Genomic DNA, 16,232 nt, shown 5'->3' with positions numbered 1-16,232 from the left:
AGACCGAGTCGCGGCCTTCGCGAGCAAGCCCGCTCCCACAGGGGAATGCATTCCAAATGTGGGAGCGGGCTTGCTCGCGAAGGCGCCAGTAGATTCACCACAGAATTTAGAAAGGTGCTTTATGACAGCAGCCAATGTTTACCAACAACGCCCCACCACCGGCGCCAAGGCCGAGTCGTCGCTGCACCATGCCGACCTCGCCAGCCTGGTCGGCAAGAGCCGCAAGAATGCCGGCGTGACCGTGCGTGAAAAGAAACTCCTCGGCCACCTGACCATCCGTGGCGATGGCCACGATGCCGCCTTCGCCGCCGGCGTGCACAAGGCCCTGGGCATCGAGTTGCCTGGCGCCCTGCAAGTGATCGTCAATGGCGAAACCAGCCTGCAATGGCTCGGCCCGGATGAGTGGCTACTGGTCGTGCCAAGCGGTGAAGAGTTCGCCGCCGAGAAAAGTTTGCGCGAGGCGCTGGGCGAGCTGCATATCCAGATCGTCAACGTCAGCGGCGGCCAGCAGATCCTCGAGCTCAGCGGCCCGAATGTGCGCGACGTGCTGATGAAGTCCACCAGCTACGACGTACACCCCAACAACTTCCCGGTGGGCAAGGCGGTGGGCACGGTGTTCGCCAAGTCGCAACTGGTGATCCGCCATACCGCTGAAGACACCTGGGAGCTGGTGATTCGTCGCAGCTTCTCGGACTACTGGTGGTTGTGGCTGCAGGATGCCTCGGCCGAATTCGGCCTCAACGTTCAAGCCTGACATGATCGTTCCCGCGCTCCGCGTGGGAATGCATCCCGGGGCGCCCTGCGTCCCAAGAGCGGACGCAGAGCGTCCATGGCGGCATGCCCACGCAGAACGTGGGAACGATCAAGGAGTCATGCACTATGAGCCGCGCACCCGATACATGGATTTTGACCGCCGACTGCCCCAGCGTGCTCGGCACGGTGGACGCGGTCACCCGCTATCTGTTCGAGCAGGGGTGCTACGTCACCGAGCACCATTCGTTCGATGACCGCCTCTCGGGCCGATTTTTTATCCGCGTGGAATTCCGCCAGCCCGACGGCTTTGACGAGCAGGCTTTCCGCGATGGCCTGGCCGCGCGCGGTGAAGCCTTTGGCATGATCTTCGAGCTGACGGCGCCGAACTACCGGCCAAAAGTGGTGATCATGGTCTCCAAGGCCGATCACTGCCTGAATGACCTGCTGTACCGCCAGCGCATCGGCCAGCTGTCGATGGATGTGGTCGCGGTGGTCTCCAACCACCCCGATCTCAAGCCTTTGGCCGACTGGCACCAGATTCCCTACTACCATTTCCCCCTCGACCCCAATGACAAGCCGTCCCAGGAGCGGCAGGTGTGGCAAGTGGTGGAAGACACGGGGGCAGAGCTGGTGATCCTTGCGCGCTACATGCAAGTGCTGTCGCCGGAGCTGTGCCGCAAGCTGGATGGCAAGGCGATCAATATCCACCACTCGTTGCTGCCGGGATTCAAGGGCGCCAAGCCCTATCACCAGGCCTACAACAAGGGCGTGAAATTGGTCGGCGCCACGGCGCATTACATCAACAACGACCTGGATGAAGGCCCGATCATCGCCCAGGGTGTGGAGGTGGTGGATCACAGCCACTATCCGGAGGATTTGATTGCCAAGGGGCGCGATATCGAAGGCCTGACCCTGGCCCGGGCAGTGGGGTACCACATTGAGCGGCGGGTGTTCTTGAACGCCAATCGCACGGTGGTGCTCTGATGGACGCCTTCGCGAGCAAGCCCGCTCCCACATTCGACCGGGTTCCACCTTTGGAATGCGGTCGAATGTGGGAGCGGGCTTGCTCGCGAAAGGGCCATCAGCAACAACGCAAAAACAGCATCTGTACCCGAGCACTTAAACGCGCTGCCTGCCTGGGCAACGCGGTTCCATAAAAACAACAGCGAGGTGAAAGCATGTCTGGTAATCGTGGTGTCGTGTATCTCGGCAACGGCAAGGTCGAAGTACAGAAAATCGACTATCCCAAAATGCAGGACCCCCGTGGCAGGAAGATCGAGCACGGCGTCATCCTGCGCGTGGTCTCCACCAACATCTGCGGCTCCGACCAACACATGGTGCGCGGCCGCACCACCGCCCAGACCGGCCTGGTGCTCGGTCACGAGATCACCGGCGAAGTGATCGAGAAGGGCAGCGACGTTGAAAATCTCAAGATCGGTGACCTGGTCTCCGTCCCCTTCAACGTGGCGTGCGGCCGTTGCCGTTCCTGCAAGGAGCAACATACCGGCGTCTGCCTGACCGTCAACCCGGCACGTGCGGGGGGCGCCTATGGCTATGTCGACATGGGCGACTGGACCGGCGGCCAGGCCGAGTACGTGCTGGTGCCGTACGCCGATTTCAACCTGCTTAAACTGCCGGACCGCGACAAGGCCATGGAGAAGATCCGCGACCTGACCTGCCTCTCCGACATCCTGCCTACCGGTTACCACGGCGCCGTGACGGCCGGTGTCGGCCCTGGCAGCACCGTCTACATCGCCGGCGCTGGCCCGGTCGGCCTGGCTGCAGCGGCCTCGGCACGCCTGCTGGGCGCGGCGGTGGTGATCATCGGTGACGTCAACCCGATCCGCCTGGCCCACGCCAAGGCCCAGGGGTTTGAGATTGCCGACCTGTCCAAGGACACCCCGCTGCACGAACAGATCGCCGCGCTGCTGGGCGAGCCGGAAGTGGACTGCGCCGTCGACGCCGTAGGCTTCGAAGCCCGTGGCCACGGTCATGAAGGCGCCAAGGCGGAGGCCCCGGCCACCGTGCTCAACTCGCTGATGGGCGTGGTGCGCGTGGCGGGCAAGATCGGTATCCCCGGCCTCTACGTGACCGAAGACCCGGGCGCCGTCGACGCCGCCGCGAAAATGGGCAGCCTGAGCATTCGCTTTGGCCTGGGCTGGGCCAAATCCCACAGCTTCCACACCGGGCAGACGCCGGTGATGAAGTACAACCGCCAGCTGATGCAGGCGATCATGTGGGACCGTATCAACATCGCCGAGATCGTCGGTGTGCAGGTGATCAGCCTGGATGATGCACCGCGTGGATACGGCGAGTTCGATGCGGGTGTGCCGAAGAAATTTGTGATCGATCCGCACAAGTTGTTCAGCGCGGCGTAATAAAAAAGGGCGACTTCAAGTCGCCCTTTTCAGTGGTGCGTAAATTCACACCTGGAACGGTCCAGGGCTTCGCAATAGGTGCCTCTCCACTCGCCTCTGGTGGGCGTAACGTTCCAATCAACGACAGGTGCCGTTACCGAAACGCTGGCGTCGTTATTCATGGGGCCTTTGTAGGTGCAAATGACGGCCTTGTTGTTCATGTCGTAACGGGCATCGTGGAAGGTCGAGTCAGTCAGGTCCGACACCGCCGCCTGCGGGTTTTCGCCTGTCCAGGTGAGCCCGTCAGGCTGTGAGGTTTCGTAGCGGTAACCGCCGTTGGCCATTGCCGTTTGCTTGATGTCCTGGATCGGCGGGCAGGTGGAAGTTGCCGCCGCGTGGGCAGGGCTCATCAGTGCGATCGTGACGAACACACCTGCAGACATTGCGCTGTTCATGGCCCACCTCCTGTGCCGCGCGGGAGGCTTTATGCTGCGGGTGGTTTTGCGTCGACGGCTACTGTGAGAAATCACAGTTTTCTAGAACAGATCGCGATTAACTGATGGGCTTTTATCGCGAGACACGCAAAAGGCCAACTCACCGCACTGCCAGCGCGCCCTGATACACCGTCGGCCCTGTCGGCTGTTTGCTCAACGAGCCACCCTTGGTCTCCGAACTCACCAGCAACGCCACCGGCTGGCGGATGCTTGCCTGTTGGCGCGGGTTGAGGCCGATGATGCCTTTGCCGTCCTCCGGCAATAGCCCCAGGGAGACTGGTTTGCCCCCTTCGGGCATGGCCCACAGTTCCAGGCTGCGATCGGGCTCGGGCGCTGTCGTGGCGATCGGTTCGACTTCGAGGTAATCCTTGTGCGCCATGACCTGCGCCGCCGGCTGCTGGGTGGTGGTCACCAGAGTGGCGGCGGACTTGACGTTGTCCTGGGTGTAGAACGCGCCGCCGAGGCCGGCGATCACGGCCACGCAGACGCCGATGAACAGGCGCGGACGGCTCCAGAAAGGGGGCTTGGGCTCGATGATAGTGGGGCGTGTCGCGCTCATGAAGGGGGTCCTGACAGGGCTTTCAGTCCTGTCATGGACCCTGGTTTGCGCGATGGGTTCCTGAACCGGTTGGCGCTCAAAGTGATGCCAATTGGCCCTGATACAGCACCGGTCCGGTCGGCTGCCCGGTGGGCGAACCGCCACGCGGCTCCAGGCTCACGGCCAGGGTCAGCGGTGCGGCAAGCAAGGCTTGCTGTGCCGGGCTCAGCTGAATCCGGCCTCTGCCAGCCGTCGGCACCAGGCCCAGCGAGATCGGTTTGCCACCGGGCTGGATGGCCCACAATTCCAGGTCGCGCGTCGGCTCCAGTGCGGCCAACGCCAGCGGCTCCACTTGCAGGTGATCGGCAAACGCCTTGATCTGCAGCGCCGGTTGCTGGTTGGCAGCGACGAGTGTGGCGTTGTATTCCACGCCCAGGTCGCGCTGGTACAGCACGCCCACCAGCACCGCGATGACAATCCCGAAGGCCGCCGCCCATAGCCGCAGGTTCAGCCACAACGGTTTCTTCGCCGGCAGGTGCAGGACCTGCGGCTCGATCCGCGCCTGGATGCCTTCCCACACGTGATCGGGCACCGGCCGTTCGGGCAGGGTCCCGGTCAGGCTGGCCAGGGCCGCCTGCCAATGGCCGAGTTCCACGCGTAATGCGGCGTCGTCGAGCAGCAGGGCCTCAAACCGGCGGCGGGCGGTAGCGGGCATCAGGCCGATGGCGTAGTCGCCCGCCAGGGCGCGGCGCAGGGGAGTGGTCTGGTAGTTCATGATTCAAGGCACCTGCGCAGGCGTTCCATGCCGCGACGAATCCAGGACTTGACCGAACCCAGCGGCGCGGCCAGATGGTCGGCCAATTCCGAGCACGACAGGCCCTGGAAGTAAGCCACGGTGATCGATTGGCGCTGCATGCCGTCGAGCGTGTCGAGGCAGCGGTTCAGCGCGCGCGCCTCGCGCTCGCTGTCGAGCTGTTCGAAGGTACTGGGGCCGTCATCGAGCAGGGCGTCCTGTTGGCCATCTGCCAACGGTTGTTCACGGCGTTTGCGCAGTTGGTCGATGGCCAGGTTGCGGGTGATGTTCACCATCCAGGTCATCGGCGCCGCCAGGTGGGCCTCGTAGCGCGAGGCGTTGTACCAGATACGCACGAAGGCTTCCTGCAGCACCTCTTCAGCCAGGTCCGGGCGGCCCATGAAACGCAAGGCAACGCCGTGCAGCCGCGGTGAAACCGTACGGTAGAGGGTTTCGAACGCCTGGCGGTTGCCCAGGGCGCATTGGGCCAGCAGGGGCCGCAGCGGGTCAGCGTCGGAAGTGGAAATAGGGCTTCTCCAGGCCCTGGCGACAGGGCGGTGGGACTGCACGTGCAAGCGGTGGCAGGCAGAGGGTAGTCCAGGTTGCGCGTGCGTTCCATTCACCGGCGTCGTCCTCAACAGGTGTGTGGTGGTTATACGCAGCAGACGGGGGATTGGATGCACTGGGAACAATCCTCCGGGCTACCCAGTCAAACGCCTGCTTTCGCACCTATATCCAGAGGTTGTTTCGATGAAGATTTCACGCGGTTTCGCCCTTTCCTGCCTGATGACCCTGGCGGCCGGCCCGGTGTTCGCCGCAGGGTTCAGCCTTGGCGATGCGGCCAATGCCATTTCCGGCATGCAGGGGGGCAACAACAAAGCCGCTGCCGCCGCGCCGTCGTCCGAGACGGCCGGCCTGCTGAGCGCATTGACCTCGCAATTGAATGTCACCCCCGAGCAAGCGGTCGGCGGCACCGGCGCGATGCTCGGCCTGGCCAAGAACCAACTGAGCAGCACCGACTACTCGCAACTGGGCAAGAGCGTGCCGGGCCTGGATCAGCTGTCGGGCAACAACGCGTTGGGCAGCCTCGGGGCCTTGAGCGGGATGCTCGGCCAGACCGGCGGCAGCAAGACCAGCGGCCTGGATGGCCTGCTGGGGAATGTGAAAAACACCAATGACCTGAACACCGCGTTCAGCGCCCTGGGCATGGACAGCGGCATGGTCGGCCAGTTTGCCCCGGTGATCCTGCAGTACCTGGGCGGCCAGGGCGCCAGCAGCTCCGTGTTGGGCAAACTGGCCCAGGCGTGGGGCACCGGCAGTTAAGGGTTTTCCGCGCGCAGTTGGGCGATGCGCGCGTCTTTCTCCAGCCAGAGCTGGTTCACCCAGTTCTGGACGGTCTGGCGAAACACCGGATCGTTTTCGTAATCGCCCTGCCACAACGCCGGATCCAGCTCGCGGGTCTGGATATCGATGATCACCGTCGGCACCGAGCCGCAGATCAAGTCCCAGAAGCCCGGGATCCTCTCCTGGGGATAGACGACCGTAACGTCGAGCACGGCGTCCAGTTGTTCACCCATCGCCGCCAATACAAACGCCACGCCACCCGCCTTGGGTTTGAGCAGACGCTCGAACGGCGAGTCCTGCTGCTTGCGCTTGGCCGGGGTGAACCGCGTGCCTTCCAGGTAATTGACCACCGTCACCGGCTGGCGCTTGAACAGCTCGCAGGCCTCTTTGGTGATCTTCAGATCCTGGCCGGCCAGCTCGGGGTGCTTGGCCAGGAAAGCCTTGGTGTAGCGCTTCATGAACGGGTAATCCAGCGCCCACCAGGCCAGGCCGAGGAAGGGCACCCAGATCAGCTCTTTTTTCAGGAAGAATTTGAAGAACGGTGTGCGCCGGTTGAGGGCCTGGATCAGCGCGGGGATATCCACCCACGATTGGTGGTTGCTGATCACCAGGTAGCTGGTGTCGCCGCGCAGGTCGCCGCCGCCGCGAATGTCCCAGCGGGTCGGGATGCACCACGAGAAAATAAGCTTGTCGATCTCGGCCCAGGTCTCGGCGATCCACATTACCGCCCAGGATGCGTAGTCGCGAAAACGTCCGGGAGCCACCAGCTTGAGCAGGGCAAATACCATCAACGGCCCGAACAGCACCAGGGTGTTGAGCAACAGCAGCAAGGTAACGAAACAGCCGGTGAGCAGGCGGCGCATAAGCAACTCTTGGGATCGTGTGGGCGGGTCATGATAAGAGAGCTTGGTCTGCAGGCCAAATCTCAAATCACCGGACGAATGTTTCACAATGTGCCGGGTATGCTCGGATCAGCTAACTAAGTGCCCCCTTTGCGGTCTAGAATCCGCCTACTTCTTTCCGAGGAAACCACTTCGTGAAACTGCTCCTTGCCTCGCTCGCCCTGGTTGCCCTGCCCGTCATGGCTGCCGAGCCGACCCTTTACGGTCGCTACGAATACATCCAGTTGCCGGAGATCGGCGAAACCTTCAAGGCCAAGATGGACACCGGCGCGCTGACCGCTTCGCTGTCGGCCCGTGACATCGAGACCTTCACCCGTGATGGCGACGATTGGGTGCGCTTCCGCCTCGGCGGCAAGGACGCCAGCAACAAAGTCTACGAACACAAAGTGTCGCGCATCAGCAAGATCAAGAGCCGCGCCGACGAAGACGACGACAAGGACGAAGCCAGCGTGGCCAAGCGTCCGGTGATCGACCTGGAAATGTGCCTGGGCGACGTCAAGCGCACCGTCGAGGTCAACCTGACCGACCGCAGCAGCTTCAACTACCCGTTGCTGATTGGCGCCAAGGCCCTGCGCGAGTTTGGCGCAGCGGTGAACCCGGCCCGTCGCTATACCGCTGACAAACCGGACTGCTGATCGAACCCATGCCGCACATCCTGATTGTCGAAGACGAAGCGGCGATAGCCGACACGCTGATCTTTGCCCTGCAAGGTGAGGGCTTCACCACCACCTGGCTGAGCCTTGGCCAGGAGGCGCTGGCCCATCAACGGCAAACACCGGCCGACCTGATCATCCTCGACATCGGCCTGCCGGATATCACCGGCTTTGAGACCTGCAAGCAATTGCGGCGTTTCAGCGAAGTGCCGGTGATGTTCCTGAGTGCGCGCGATGGCGAGATCGATCGGGTGGTGGGCCTGGAGATCGGCGCTGACGATTATGTGGTCAAGCCGTTCAGCCCGCGGGAAGTGGCGGCGCGGGTGCGGGCGATCCTCAAGAGGGTCGGCCCTGGCGTGGCCCCCGCCGTGTTCCAGGTTGACCTGGAGCGCATGCAGATCAGTTATCGCGGCCAGCCCCTGAGCCTCACGCGCCACGAGTTCCGCCTGCTGCAGAGCCTGCTGGAACAACCCGAGCGGGTGTTCAGCCGCGAGCAGTTGCTGGACGCGGTGGGCGTGGCGGCGGATGCCGGCTACGAGCGCAATATCGACAGCCACATCAAGAGCCTGCGCAGCAAATTGCGTGGCATTGCGGCGGACGCCGAGCCGATCCAGACCCATCGCGGCCTCGGCTACAGCTACAGCCCGGGCAACAGCTGATGCGCCTGGGGCTGCGGATTTTCCTGGTGTACGCGCTGTTCATCGGCCTGACCGGCTACTTCGTGCTTAGCACGGTGATGAAGGAAATCCGCCCCGGCGTGCGCCAGTCCACCGAAGAAACCCTGGTGGACACTGCCAACCTGCTGGCCGAGATCCTGCGCGATGACGTGAAAAACCACACCCTCGGCCAGAGCCACTGGCCGCAGCTGCTCAAGGCCTACGGCAATCGCCAGCCGGGCGCGACCATCTGGGGCCTGCCGAAAAACCAGGTCAACCACCGTATCTACGTGACCGATGCCAAGGGCATTGTGCTGCTCGATTCCAGCGGCGAAGCGGTGGGCCAGGACTACTCGAAATGGAACGACGTGTACCTGACCCTGCGCGGCGAATACGGCGCGCGTTCCACCCGCAGCGAACTGGACGACCCCGCCTCATCGGTGATGCACGTGGGCGCGCCGATCCGCGATAACGGCCAGATCATCGGCGTGGTCACGGTGGCCAAGCCCAACAGCTCGCTGCAGCCGTATGTCGATCGCACCGAGCGGCGGCTGCTCTGGTACGGCGCCGGGCTGGTGGTGCTCGGCCTGTTGCTGGGGGCGGTGTTGTCATGGTGGTTGAGCAGGGCCCTGCACCGGTTGACGGCCTATGCGCAGGCGGTCAGCGAAGGCCGGCGTGCCGAGTTGCCGCACTACCGCGGCGGCGAGCTCAAGCAGCTGTCCACCGCCGTGGAGCATATGCGCACGCAGCTGGAGGGCAAGGCCTACGTCGAGCATTACGTGCACACCCTGACCCATGAATTGAAAAGCCCATTGGCCGCGATTCGCGGCGCGGCGGAGCTGTTGCAGGGCGATATGAGCCGCGAGCAACAGCAGCGTTTCGTTGGCAATATCGACAGCGAGAGCGCGCGCCTGCAGCAGTTGATCGAGCGCCTGCTGAACCTGGCGCAAGTGGAGCAACGCCAGGGCCTGGAAGCACAGGTCAGCCTGCCGTTGGCCGGCTTGGTCGATGAGGTTCTCACGGCCCAATGCGCGCGTATCGAAGGCGCCGGCCTGCACATCGAACAAACGATCGGCGCCGACGTGAAGGTGTTCGGCGAACCTTTTCTGCTTCGCCAGGCCCTGGGCAATCTGCTCGAGAATGCCCTCGACTTCACCCCGTCCGGCGGCACCTTGAGGTTCAGTGCGCAGACACTGCACCACGCGGTGCAGGTCAGCCTGTTCAACCAGGCGGCGCCGATTCCCGACTACGCCTTGCCGCGCCTGAGCGAGCGGTTCTACTCCTTGCCACGCCCGGCCAGCGGGCGCAAAAGCACTGGCCTGGGCCTCAACTTTGTCGAGGAAGTGATGAAGCTGCACGGCGGCGCGTTGCAGATCGGCAATGTGCCGGGTGGCGTCCAGGTGGTGCTGCATCTCCACACAGTCTCCACATTGCCCACATAAATCCCCCACACGCGCGGCTCATGCTCTGCCCATCAAAACAGGGAGAGACCCATGAACCGCAGCCTGCTTTTCAAACTTGGCGCGATTGCGCTGCTGATCCTGCTGTTGCTGATTCCGTTGCTGATGATCAACGGCATTATCGGCGATCGCCAGCAACTGCGCGACGGCGTCCTGATGGACATTGCGCGCAGCTCCAGCTATGCCCAGCGCCTCACCGGACCGGTGATGGTGGTGCCGTATCGCAAGACCGTGCGCGAGTGGAAACTCAATGAAAAGCTCAACAAACGCTACGAGGTCACCCGTGAGGAGCGCGGTCGCCTGTATTTCCTGCCGGACCGTTTCGAGCTCGACGGCAAGGTGCAAACCGAACTGCGTGCCCGGGGAATCTACCAGGCGCGGCTGTTCCATGCCGACACCCGCATCAGCGGGCGTTTCGAGCTGCCTGCGCAGCTGGGGATCACCGAAGACTTTGCCGATTACCGCTTCGAACCGGCATTCCTGGCGGTGGGCATCAGTGATATTCGTGGTATCGAAAACGCGCTGAAACTCGAGCTGGGCAGCCAGCGCCTGGAGTTCTCGCCGGGCTCCCAAGTGGACTGGCTGGGAGAGGGCGTGCACGTTGCGCTGCCCGAACAGGACAGTAAAAAACCGGCCGTGGTGGACTTCGCTTTCGACCTGCGCCTGCAAGGCACCGAACAACTGCGAGTGGTGCCCGTGGGCAAGACCAGCCAGGTCTCGCTCGCCTCCAACTGGCCGCACCCCAGCTTCATCGGCAACTTCCTGCCGACCCAGCGCGAGGTCACCGATCAAGGCTTCAGCGCCAGCTGGCAGACTTCGTTCTTCTCCACCAACCTTGAGCAGGCCCTGCAAACCTGCCTGGACAGCCAGGGCTGCAACGACTTCAACAACCGCAGCTTTGGCGTGAACTTCATCGATCCGGTGGACCAGTACCTCAAGAGCGACCGCGCGATCAAATACGCGCTGCTGTTCATTGCCCTGACCTTTGCCGGTTTCTTCCTCTTCGAAGTGCTCAAGAGCTTGGCGGTGCACCCGGTCCAGTATGCGTTGGTGGGCTTTGCACTGGCGTTTTTCTACCTGCTGCTGTTGTCGTTGTCCGAGCACCTGGGCTTTGCGCTGGCCTACCTGATCTCGGCGAGTGCCTGTGTGTTGCTGATCGGATTTTATGTGTGCCACGTGCTGCGCAGCGTCGCCCATGGCCTGGGCTTTTCCGCTGGATTGGCGGCGTTGTATGGCTTGTTGTACGGGTTGTTGAGTGCCGAGGATTACGCGTTGCTGATGGGCTCGCTGTTGCTGTTTGGCCTGCTGGGGACGGTGATGGTGCTGACGCGCAAATTGGATTGGTACGGCGTGGGCAAGCGCAAGGTCGCCGAGCCGTTGCAGTTCGACCTGGAGGACGTGCAATGATCGGCTTGCGTGAGGATCAGCGAGTGAAGGCGCAGTTGGTGGCGAGGATCAACCGGCTGTTCCCCGTGGTTGTGGCGGGCGAGCCTCCTGTCGTGAGCGGGTTTTCTGTGGCGAGCGGGCTTGCCCCGCGTTGGGCTGCGCAGCAGCCCCAAGACTTGAGATGAGTTTCATTGGATAAAACGCGGGGGCCTGATGGGGCCGCTTCGCAGCCCAACGCGGGGCAAGCCCGCTCGCCACAGGGAGTTCGATCACCACAAGGTGCCCGCTCGCCACAGGGTCAGGTGGAAACAGGGCTATACCGGCGGCTGGGTCTCCAGCATCGAAGGCCGCTGGCTGACCTCGGCGTACCAGGCGGCCAGCTGTGGGTTGGCCGCGCGCCAGTGCATATCGGGGTGGCGGAAGTCGAGGTAGGCGAGGGCGCAGGCCACGCTGATCGAGGCGATGTCGAAGTGGCTGGTCAGCTCGGCGATGGCGTCCTGTTCCAGCTCGGCGAGGGTGCGGCGGATCTTGTTGCGCTGCTCGTCGAGCCACGGCGCCCAGTGTTTTTCCGCCGGGCGCAGGGCCGACTCGTAACGCACCAGTACGGCCGCATCCATGATGCCGTCAGCCATCGAGGCCAGGGTCAGGCGCCGCCAACGGGCCGAACCGTCGCGGGGGATCAGCGGGTTGCCGACATGCTGGTGGTCGAAGTAATCGAGGATCACCCGGCTGTCGTGCAACACGCTGCCGTCAGCCAGGCGCAGGGCCGGGATCTTGCCCACGGGGTTGCCTTGCACCACCTGCGCATCCGGGTTGACCGGCGTCGGCATGCAGCCGTGCAGCGCCACGCGGTCCTGCTGGCCGGTCTCGATCAGCAGCACGCGAACTTTGCGAACAAACGGTGAAGCGGGGTTGTGGAACAAGGTCATGCTGGGCACAGACATGGGCATTCCTCTGGAGGGGCGAGCGGGCTCGCGAAGGACGCTTACGATAGCGCAGTGCATCAGATTTGACGCGGTACTCTCAGGGTTTTTGCCGGTAAGCCGGCTTCCGCAGGAGGGCCCATACTCCGATCACCGCAGGTATCCCAAGCCCCACCCAACTGAGCGAATCCCACCACCCATCCCCCAGTAACGCCGCAAACAACCCGGCGGCGCTGAGCAGGCCAATCCCCAGCGGAATGCCAAACACTTTCCAGAAATTCGACTGCCGTGGCTTCATGCCTTGCCCGCCTTGCGCCTGACGATCCACAGGTAAATCCCGCTGATCAGCACGATGATGGTCAGCACATCCAGTACCGCCCAGAGGACTTTCATCGGCATGCCGCCGTAATCGCCAAAGTGCAGGGGCTGAGACATGCCCATGGCGTCCATGTACCACGGCCGTTCGGCGATGGCGGTGACGGCCAGGGTGCTGGCGTCGATCAGCACCGGCGTCAGCAGGTGGGAGGTCAGGTGCGTGCTGCCCTTCATGAACACCGCGTAGTGGTGCTCGCTGGAAAAGCGCGTGCCGGGGAAGGCAATGAAGTCCGGCTGCATGCCGGGCGCGGCCTGGGCGGCAATGCTCAGCAGCTCGGTGGCGGGCGCGCGCTGGGTCAGCGGCGGGGCATGTTTGTACGGCTCGATCATGGCGCTGAGGCTGTCCTGGCGCCAGGCTGCGATGATCAGGTCGGCACAGGCGCTGATCACGCCGGTGACGCCCACCACCAGCGCCCAGGTCAGGGTGACCACGCCGATCAGGTTATGCAGGTCGAGCCAGCGCAGGCGGGTGGATTTGTCCTGGCGCACGGTGGCGAACTTCAAGCGGCGCATGAAAGGCAGGTACAGCACCGTGCCCGACACGATGGCCAGCACAAACAGAATGCCCATGAACGCCAGCAATAACTTGCCCGGCAGGCCGGCGAACATATCCACATGCAGGCGCAGCAGGAACAGGGTCAGCCCGCCATTCGCGGACGGCATTTCGACAGCGTCGCCGGTGCGCGCATCAAGCATGAAAGTGTGCGACGAGTTGGGTTCGGTGCCGGCCGTCGCAGCCATGATCGCGATCACGCCGTTCTTGTCGTCCTCGTCCCACGCCAGGTATTGCATGGCTTCGCCAGGGCGATGGGCCTGCGCTTTGGCCACCAGCTGTTCAAGGTTGAGCTGCGGCGTATCGGCGGGCATCTGCGCCAGTTCTGGCTCGTTGCCCAGCAGGTGATCGATCTCGTGGTGGAACACCAGCGGCAGCCCGGTCAGGGCGAGCAGCAGCAGGAACACCGTGCAGACCAGGCTGGTCCAGGTGTGGATAAAGGACCAGCGGCGGATGGTTTTACTTTTCATTTTCCAGCCTTCAGGCGCACCAAAGCCGCCCCGGAGGACGGCCTGATGGTTAACTCAGTCGATTACCACTGGTAGGTGGCACTGGCGACGACGCTGCGTTGGTCGCCGAAGTAGCAGTAGGAGCCATCGCAGGTGGAAATGTAGTCCTTGTTGAACAGGTTGGTGGCGTTGAGTTTCACCGAGGCGCCTTTGAGGCTGTTGTCCAGGCGGCCGAGGTCGTAGTGCACCGCGCCGTCGAACACGGTGTAGGCGTTGGCCTTGCCCGTCCAGGTGTTGCCTTGGTCGCCATAAGTGTTGCCGGTGTAGCGCGCGCCGAAGCCGATGCCGAAGCCATCGAGTACACCGGTGTGCCAGGTGTAGTCGGTCCACAGCGAGGCTTGCTGGTTGGGGATCAGTTGCAGGCGGTTGCCTTTGTAGATACCGGTTTGCACTTCGGACTTGGACAGGGTGTAGGCGGCGATGACCTTGAGGTTTTCGGTCACGTCGGACACCGCTTCCAGTTCCAGGCCCTTGACCTTCACTTCGCCGGCCTGGTCGGTGATCGATTGGTTACCCGCGCCGATCCGGGTCACCAGCACGTTTTTCTGGGTCAAGTCGTAGACCGCCGCACTCAGCAGCGTATTGGAGCCAGGTGGCTGGTACTTGATCCCCAGTTCCCATTGTTTGCCCTCGGTGGGCTTGTACGACTTGACGGGGTCGACGCTGGCGTTGCTCGCCGGTTGGAACGACTCGGCGTACGACAGGTAGGGCACGAAGCCCGAATCGAACACATAGCTGAGCGCCGCGTTGCCGCTGAAGTTCTTGCTGCGGTCAGTGTTGGTCGCGTCCAGCTTGTTGAAGTAAGTGGTGCCCTGATGCACCCAGTCCTCACGCCCACCCAGGGTCAGGCGCCAGTTGTCGAGGGCCATCTGGTCTTGTGCGTAGAGGCCGGTCTGGATGGTTTTCTGGTTGTAGTCGTAGTACGGCGTGACGTCCGTCGGGCGCAGGGTGGGCACGGTGTTGGTCGGGTTGAAAATATTGATGTTCGACGCCGTGCCGTAGATCGTCCGGAAGGAGGTGTCGGTGCGCTGGTGGTCCAGGCCCAGCAGTACCGTGTGGGTGATGTCGCCCGTGGCGAAGTCAGCCTGGAAATTGTTATCCACTGCGAACTGGCCGATGTCCTCGTCAACGTTGGTGCTCGAGCGGCTGATATTGCCGTTGGCGTCAGCCGGGGAGTAGATATAGGAACCGACCGTCAGTTGCTGGAACGACAGCTCAGACTTGGTATAGCGCAGGTTTTGCTTGAACTGCCAGGTATCGTTGAAGCGATGCTCGAACGCATAACCCAGGGCGTAGTAGGTGCGGTCGTAGAACTCATAGTCGGGGTCGCCGAGGTTCTTGTGGTGGGAGACCTGGCCTTGGGGGAGCTTGATCTTGGTGCCCTGGATCGGCAGAAATTGACTGGTAGTGCCAGTATCGTCACGCGTGAACTGCGACAGCAGGGTCAGCTTGGTGTCGGTGTCGATGTTCCAGGTCAGGCTCGGCGCGATGTTGTAGCGCTTGTTGTCGATGTGGTCGACCTGGGTGCCGGCATCGCGCACCACGCCGCTGACGCCATAGAGGAACTGGCCTTCATCATCGATCTTGCCGGTGCTGGCGAAGTTGATCTGGCGGTAGTTGTCACTGCCGTATTGCACCTGGATGGCATTGCTCGATTCGGCGCTGGGACGGCGGCTGACCATGTCCAGCAGGCCGCCTGGCGGGGTCTGGCCATACACCGACGAGGCCGGGCCGCGCAGCAGGGCGATGCGGTCGAGGTTCCAGGTCTCGGCTTTGGGGTTGGCATACACGCCGCGCGGCAGGGGCAGGCCGTCGAGGAACTGGGTGGGTTCGAAGCCGCGCACGCGCATCCAGTCATAACGGGTGTCGCTGCCGTAGCTGGCGGACACGATGCCGGGCATGTATTTGACCGCGTCATCCAGGTTCTGCACGTTGCGGTCCTGCATCTGCTCGCGGGTCGCCACGGAGATCGAGCGCGGCGCTTCCACCAGGGCGGTGTCGGTCTTGGTGCCGGCGGCGGTGCGTGTGGCCAAGTAGCCTTGCACCGGGCCCCAGGCGCTTTCCTGGTTGCCCTCCTGCCCGGTGATGTTGGTGACCGGCAGCGCCATCACGCCTTCCGGGATCGTCACCAGGGAATAAGTCCCCGCACTGCTTTGCTCCAGCTGCAGCCCGGTGCCACGCAGTGCCTCACGCAGCGCACCCGGGGCATCGAACTGGCCCTGGACCGGCGCCGAGGTCTTGCCCGATGCCAACGCCGGGTTGAGGGTCAAGGCCAGGCCGGCCTGGCTGGCGATCTGGTTCAGGGTGCTGGACAGCGGCGCAGCCGGCAGGTTGTACGCGCGCACGCTGGATGACTGCTCGGCGGCGATCAGCGCGGTGCTCGCCAGCGGCGTGCAAAGGGCAATCGCCACGGCTAACAGGCTGGGGCGCAACAAGGTGTCTAGCGTGCGGGACATGGGCGGCTCCTGAATGGAAGTAATTCGCAATTGCCTATGTGCCGAACGAGAATCGGAAAGTGATAGGGCAGCATCAAAAT

Annotated in this window: 17 protein-coding genes; 8 read left to right on the top strand and 9 right to left on the bottom strand. The window is 63.2% G+C overall.

The features are described 5' to 3' along the window. Positions 1–121 precede the first annotated feature (121 nt). From AC07SI_RS20865 to fdhA, 3 genes are all read left to right on the top strand, one after another. Positions 122–754, top strand: coding sequence for a sarcosine oxidase subunit gamma (locus AC07SI_RS20865; protein ID WP_495006430.1), 633 nt, complete (start codon positions 122–124; stop codon positions 752–754). A gap of 125 nt (positions 755–879) precedes the next feature. Next, positions 880–1,737 (top strand): formyltetrahydrofolate deformylase, encoded by an 858-nt coding sequence (purU, locus tag AC07SI_RS20860; protein ID WP_034101145.1) that lies wholly within the window; start codon positions 880–882, stop codon positions 1,735–1,737. Positions 1,738–1,931: 194 nt separating this feature from the next. Continuing rightward, the gene (gene fdhA, locus AC07SI_RS20855) at positions 1,932–3,131 is read left to right on the top strand and encodes a formaldehyde dehydrogenase, glutathione-independent (RefSeq protein WP_034116135.1); all 1,200 of its coding nucleotides are present in this window, start codon (positions 1,932–1,934) and stop codon (positions 3,129–3,131) included. Positions 3,132–3,160: 29 nt separating this feature from the next. Here fdhA and AC07SI_RS20850 read toward each other — a convergent pair whose 3' ends face one another. The 4 genes from AC07SI_RS20850 to AC07SI_RS20835 all read right to left on the bottom strand — a co-directional run bounded on the left by AC07SI_RS20850 (position 3,161) and on the right by AC07SI_RS20835 (position 5,558). After that, positions 3,161–3,565: a hypothetical protein gene (locus AC07SI_RS20850; RefSeq protein WP_495006429.1), complete on the bottom strand. Its 405-nt coding sequence runs from the start codon at positions 3,563–3,565 to the stop codon at positions 3,161–3,163. Positions 3,566–3,704: 139 nt separating this feature from the next. Further along, positions 3,705–4,163 carry an anti-sigma factor gene (locus AC07SI_RS20845; protein ID WP_065904758.1) on the bottom strand — a complete coding sequence of 153 codons (459 nt, stop codon included), beginning with the start codon at positions 4,161–4,163 and terminating at the stop codon, positions 3,705–3,707. A gap of 76 nt (positions 4,164–4,239) precedes the next feature. After that, positions 4,240–4,917, bottom strand: a complete 678-nt coding sequence (locus AC07SI_RS20840; protein ID WP_065904756.1) for an anti-sigma factor — start codon at positions 4,915–4,917, stop codon at positions 4,240–4,242. Next, positions 4,914–5,558: an RNA polymerase sigma factor gene (locus tag AC07SI_RS20835; protein WP_371920610.1), complete on the bottom strand. Its 645-nt coding sequence runs from the start codon at positions 5,556–5,558 to the stop codon at positions 4,914–4,916. The genes AC07SI_RS20840 and AC07SI_RS20835 overlap by 4 nt, the downstream gene beginning before the upstream one ends. Before the next feature lie 127 nt (positions 5,559–5,685). Between AC07SI_RS20835 and AC07SI_RS20830 the strand changes: the two genes are divergently transcribed. Further along, positions 5,686–6,258 (top strand): DUF2780 domain-containing protein, encoded by a 573-nt coding sequence (locus AC07SI_RS20830; RefSeq protein WP_065904752.1) that lies wholly within the window; start codon positions 5,686–5,688, stop codon positions 6,256–6,258. Here the strand turns inward: AC07SI_RS20830 and yihG are convergent. Then, entirely contained in the window at positions 6,255–7,142 is an 888-nt protein-coding gene (gene yihG, locus AC07SI_RS20825; protein ID WP_213552705.1) for a 1-acylglycerol-3-phosphate O-acyltransferase, YihG family, read from the bottom strand. The genes AC07SI_RS20830 and yihG overlap by 4 nt on opposite strands. 173 nt (positions 7,143–7,315) lie before the next feature. On the opposite strand from yihG, the gene rloA2 reads away from it, so the two are divergent. Genes rloA2 through creD form a run of 4 tightly spaced genes read left to right on the top strand, consistent with a single transcriptional unit; the run spans position 7,316 to position 11,357 of the window. Next, a complete protein-coding gene (gene rloA2, locus AC07SI_RS20820; RefSeq protein WP_065904748.1) occupies positions 7,316–7,816 on the top strand; it encodes a retropepsin-like aspartic peptidase RloA2 in 501 nt (166 codons plus the stop codon). An 8-nt stretch (positions 7,817–7,824) separates the two neighbouring features. Next, entirely contained in the window at positions 7,825–8,493 is a 669-nt protein-coding gene (creB, locus tag AC07SI_RS20815) for a two-component system response regulator CreB (protein ID WP_201146022.1), read from the top strand. Further along, positions 8,493–9,932: a two-component system sensor histidine kinase CreC gene (gene creC / locus AC07SI_RS20810; RefSeq protein WP_495006428.1), complete on the top strand. Its 1,440-nt coding sequence runs from the start codon at positions 8,493–8,495 to the stop codon at positions 9,930–9,932. The genes creB and creC overlap by 1 nt, the downstream gene beginning before the upstream one ends. Before the next feature lie 51 nt (positions 9,933–9,983). Beyond that, a complete protein-coding gene (creD, locus tag AC07SI_RS20805; protein ID WP_201146020.1) occupies positions 9,984–11,357 on the top strand; it encodes a cell envelope integrity protein CreD in 1,374 nt (457 codons plus the stop codon). Between the two features lie 293 nt (positions 11,358–11,650). Here creD and AC07SI_RS20800 read toward each other — a convergent pair whose 3' ends face one another. The 4 genes from AC07SI_RS20800 to AC07SI_RS20785 all read right to left on the bottom strand — a co-directional run bounded on the left by AC07SI_RS20800 (position 11,651) and on the right by AC07SI_RS20785 (position 16,152). Beyond that, a complete protein-coding gene (locus AC07SI_RS20800; protein WP_106802450.1) occupies positions 11,651–12,280 on the bottom strand; it encodes a glutathione S-transferase family protein in 630 nt (209 codons plus the stop codon). 79 nt (positions 12,281–12,359) lie between these two features. Next, on the bottom strand, positions 12,360–12,557 hold the full coding sequence (locus AC07SI_RS20795; RefSeq protein WP_495006427.1) for a hypothetical protein: 198 nt from the start codon (positions 12,555–12,557) through the stop codon (positions 12,360–12,362). Further along, a complete protein-coding gene (locus AC07SI_RS20790) occupies positions 12,554–13,657 on the bottom strand; it encodes a PepSY-associated TM helix domain-containing protein (RefSeq protein WP_065904730.1) in 1,104 nt (367 codons plus the stop codon). The genes AC07SI_RS20795 and AC07SI_RS20790 overlap by 4 nt, the downstream gene beginning before the upstream one ends. A gap of 62 nt (positions 13,658–13,719) precedes the next feature. Continuing rightward, positions 13,720–16,152 carry a TonB-dependent siderophore receptor gene (locus tag AC07SI_RS20785; protein WP_495006426.1) on the bottom strand — a complete coding sequence of 811 codons (2,433 nt, stop codon included), beginning with the start codon at positions 16,150–16,152 and terminating at the stop codon, positions 13,720–13,722. Between the last annotated feature and the right edge of the window lie 80 nt (positions 16,153–16,232).

The sequence above is a fragment of the Pseudomonas sp. GW821-FHT05D12 genome, assembly GCF_059419825.1.
Note: the sequence above shows the minus strand (reverse complement) of the source record. Positions and strands in the feature narration are given on the sequence as shown.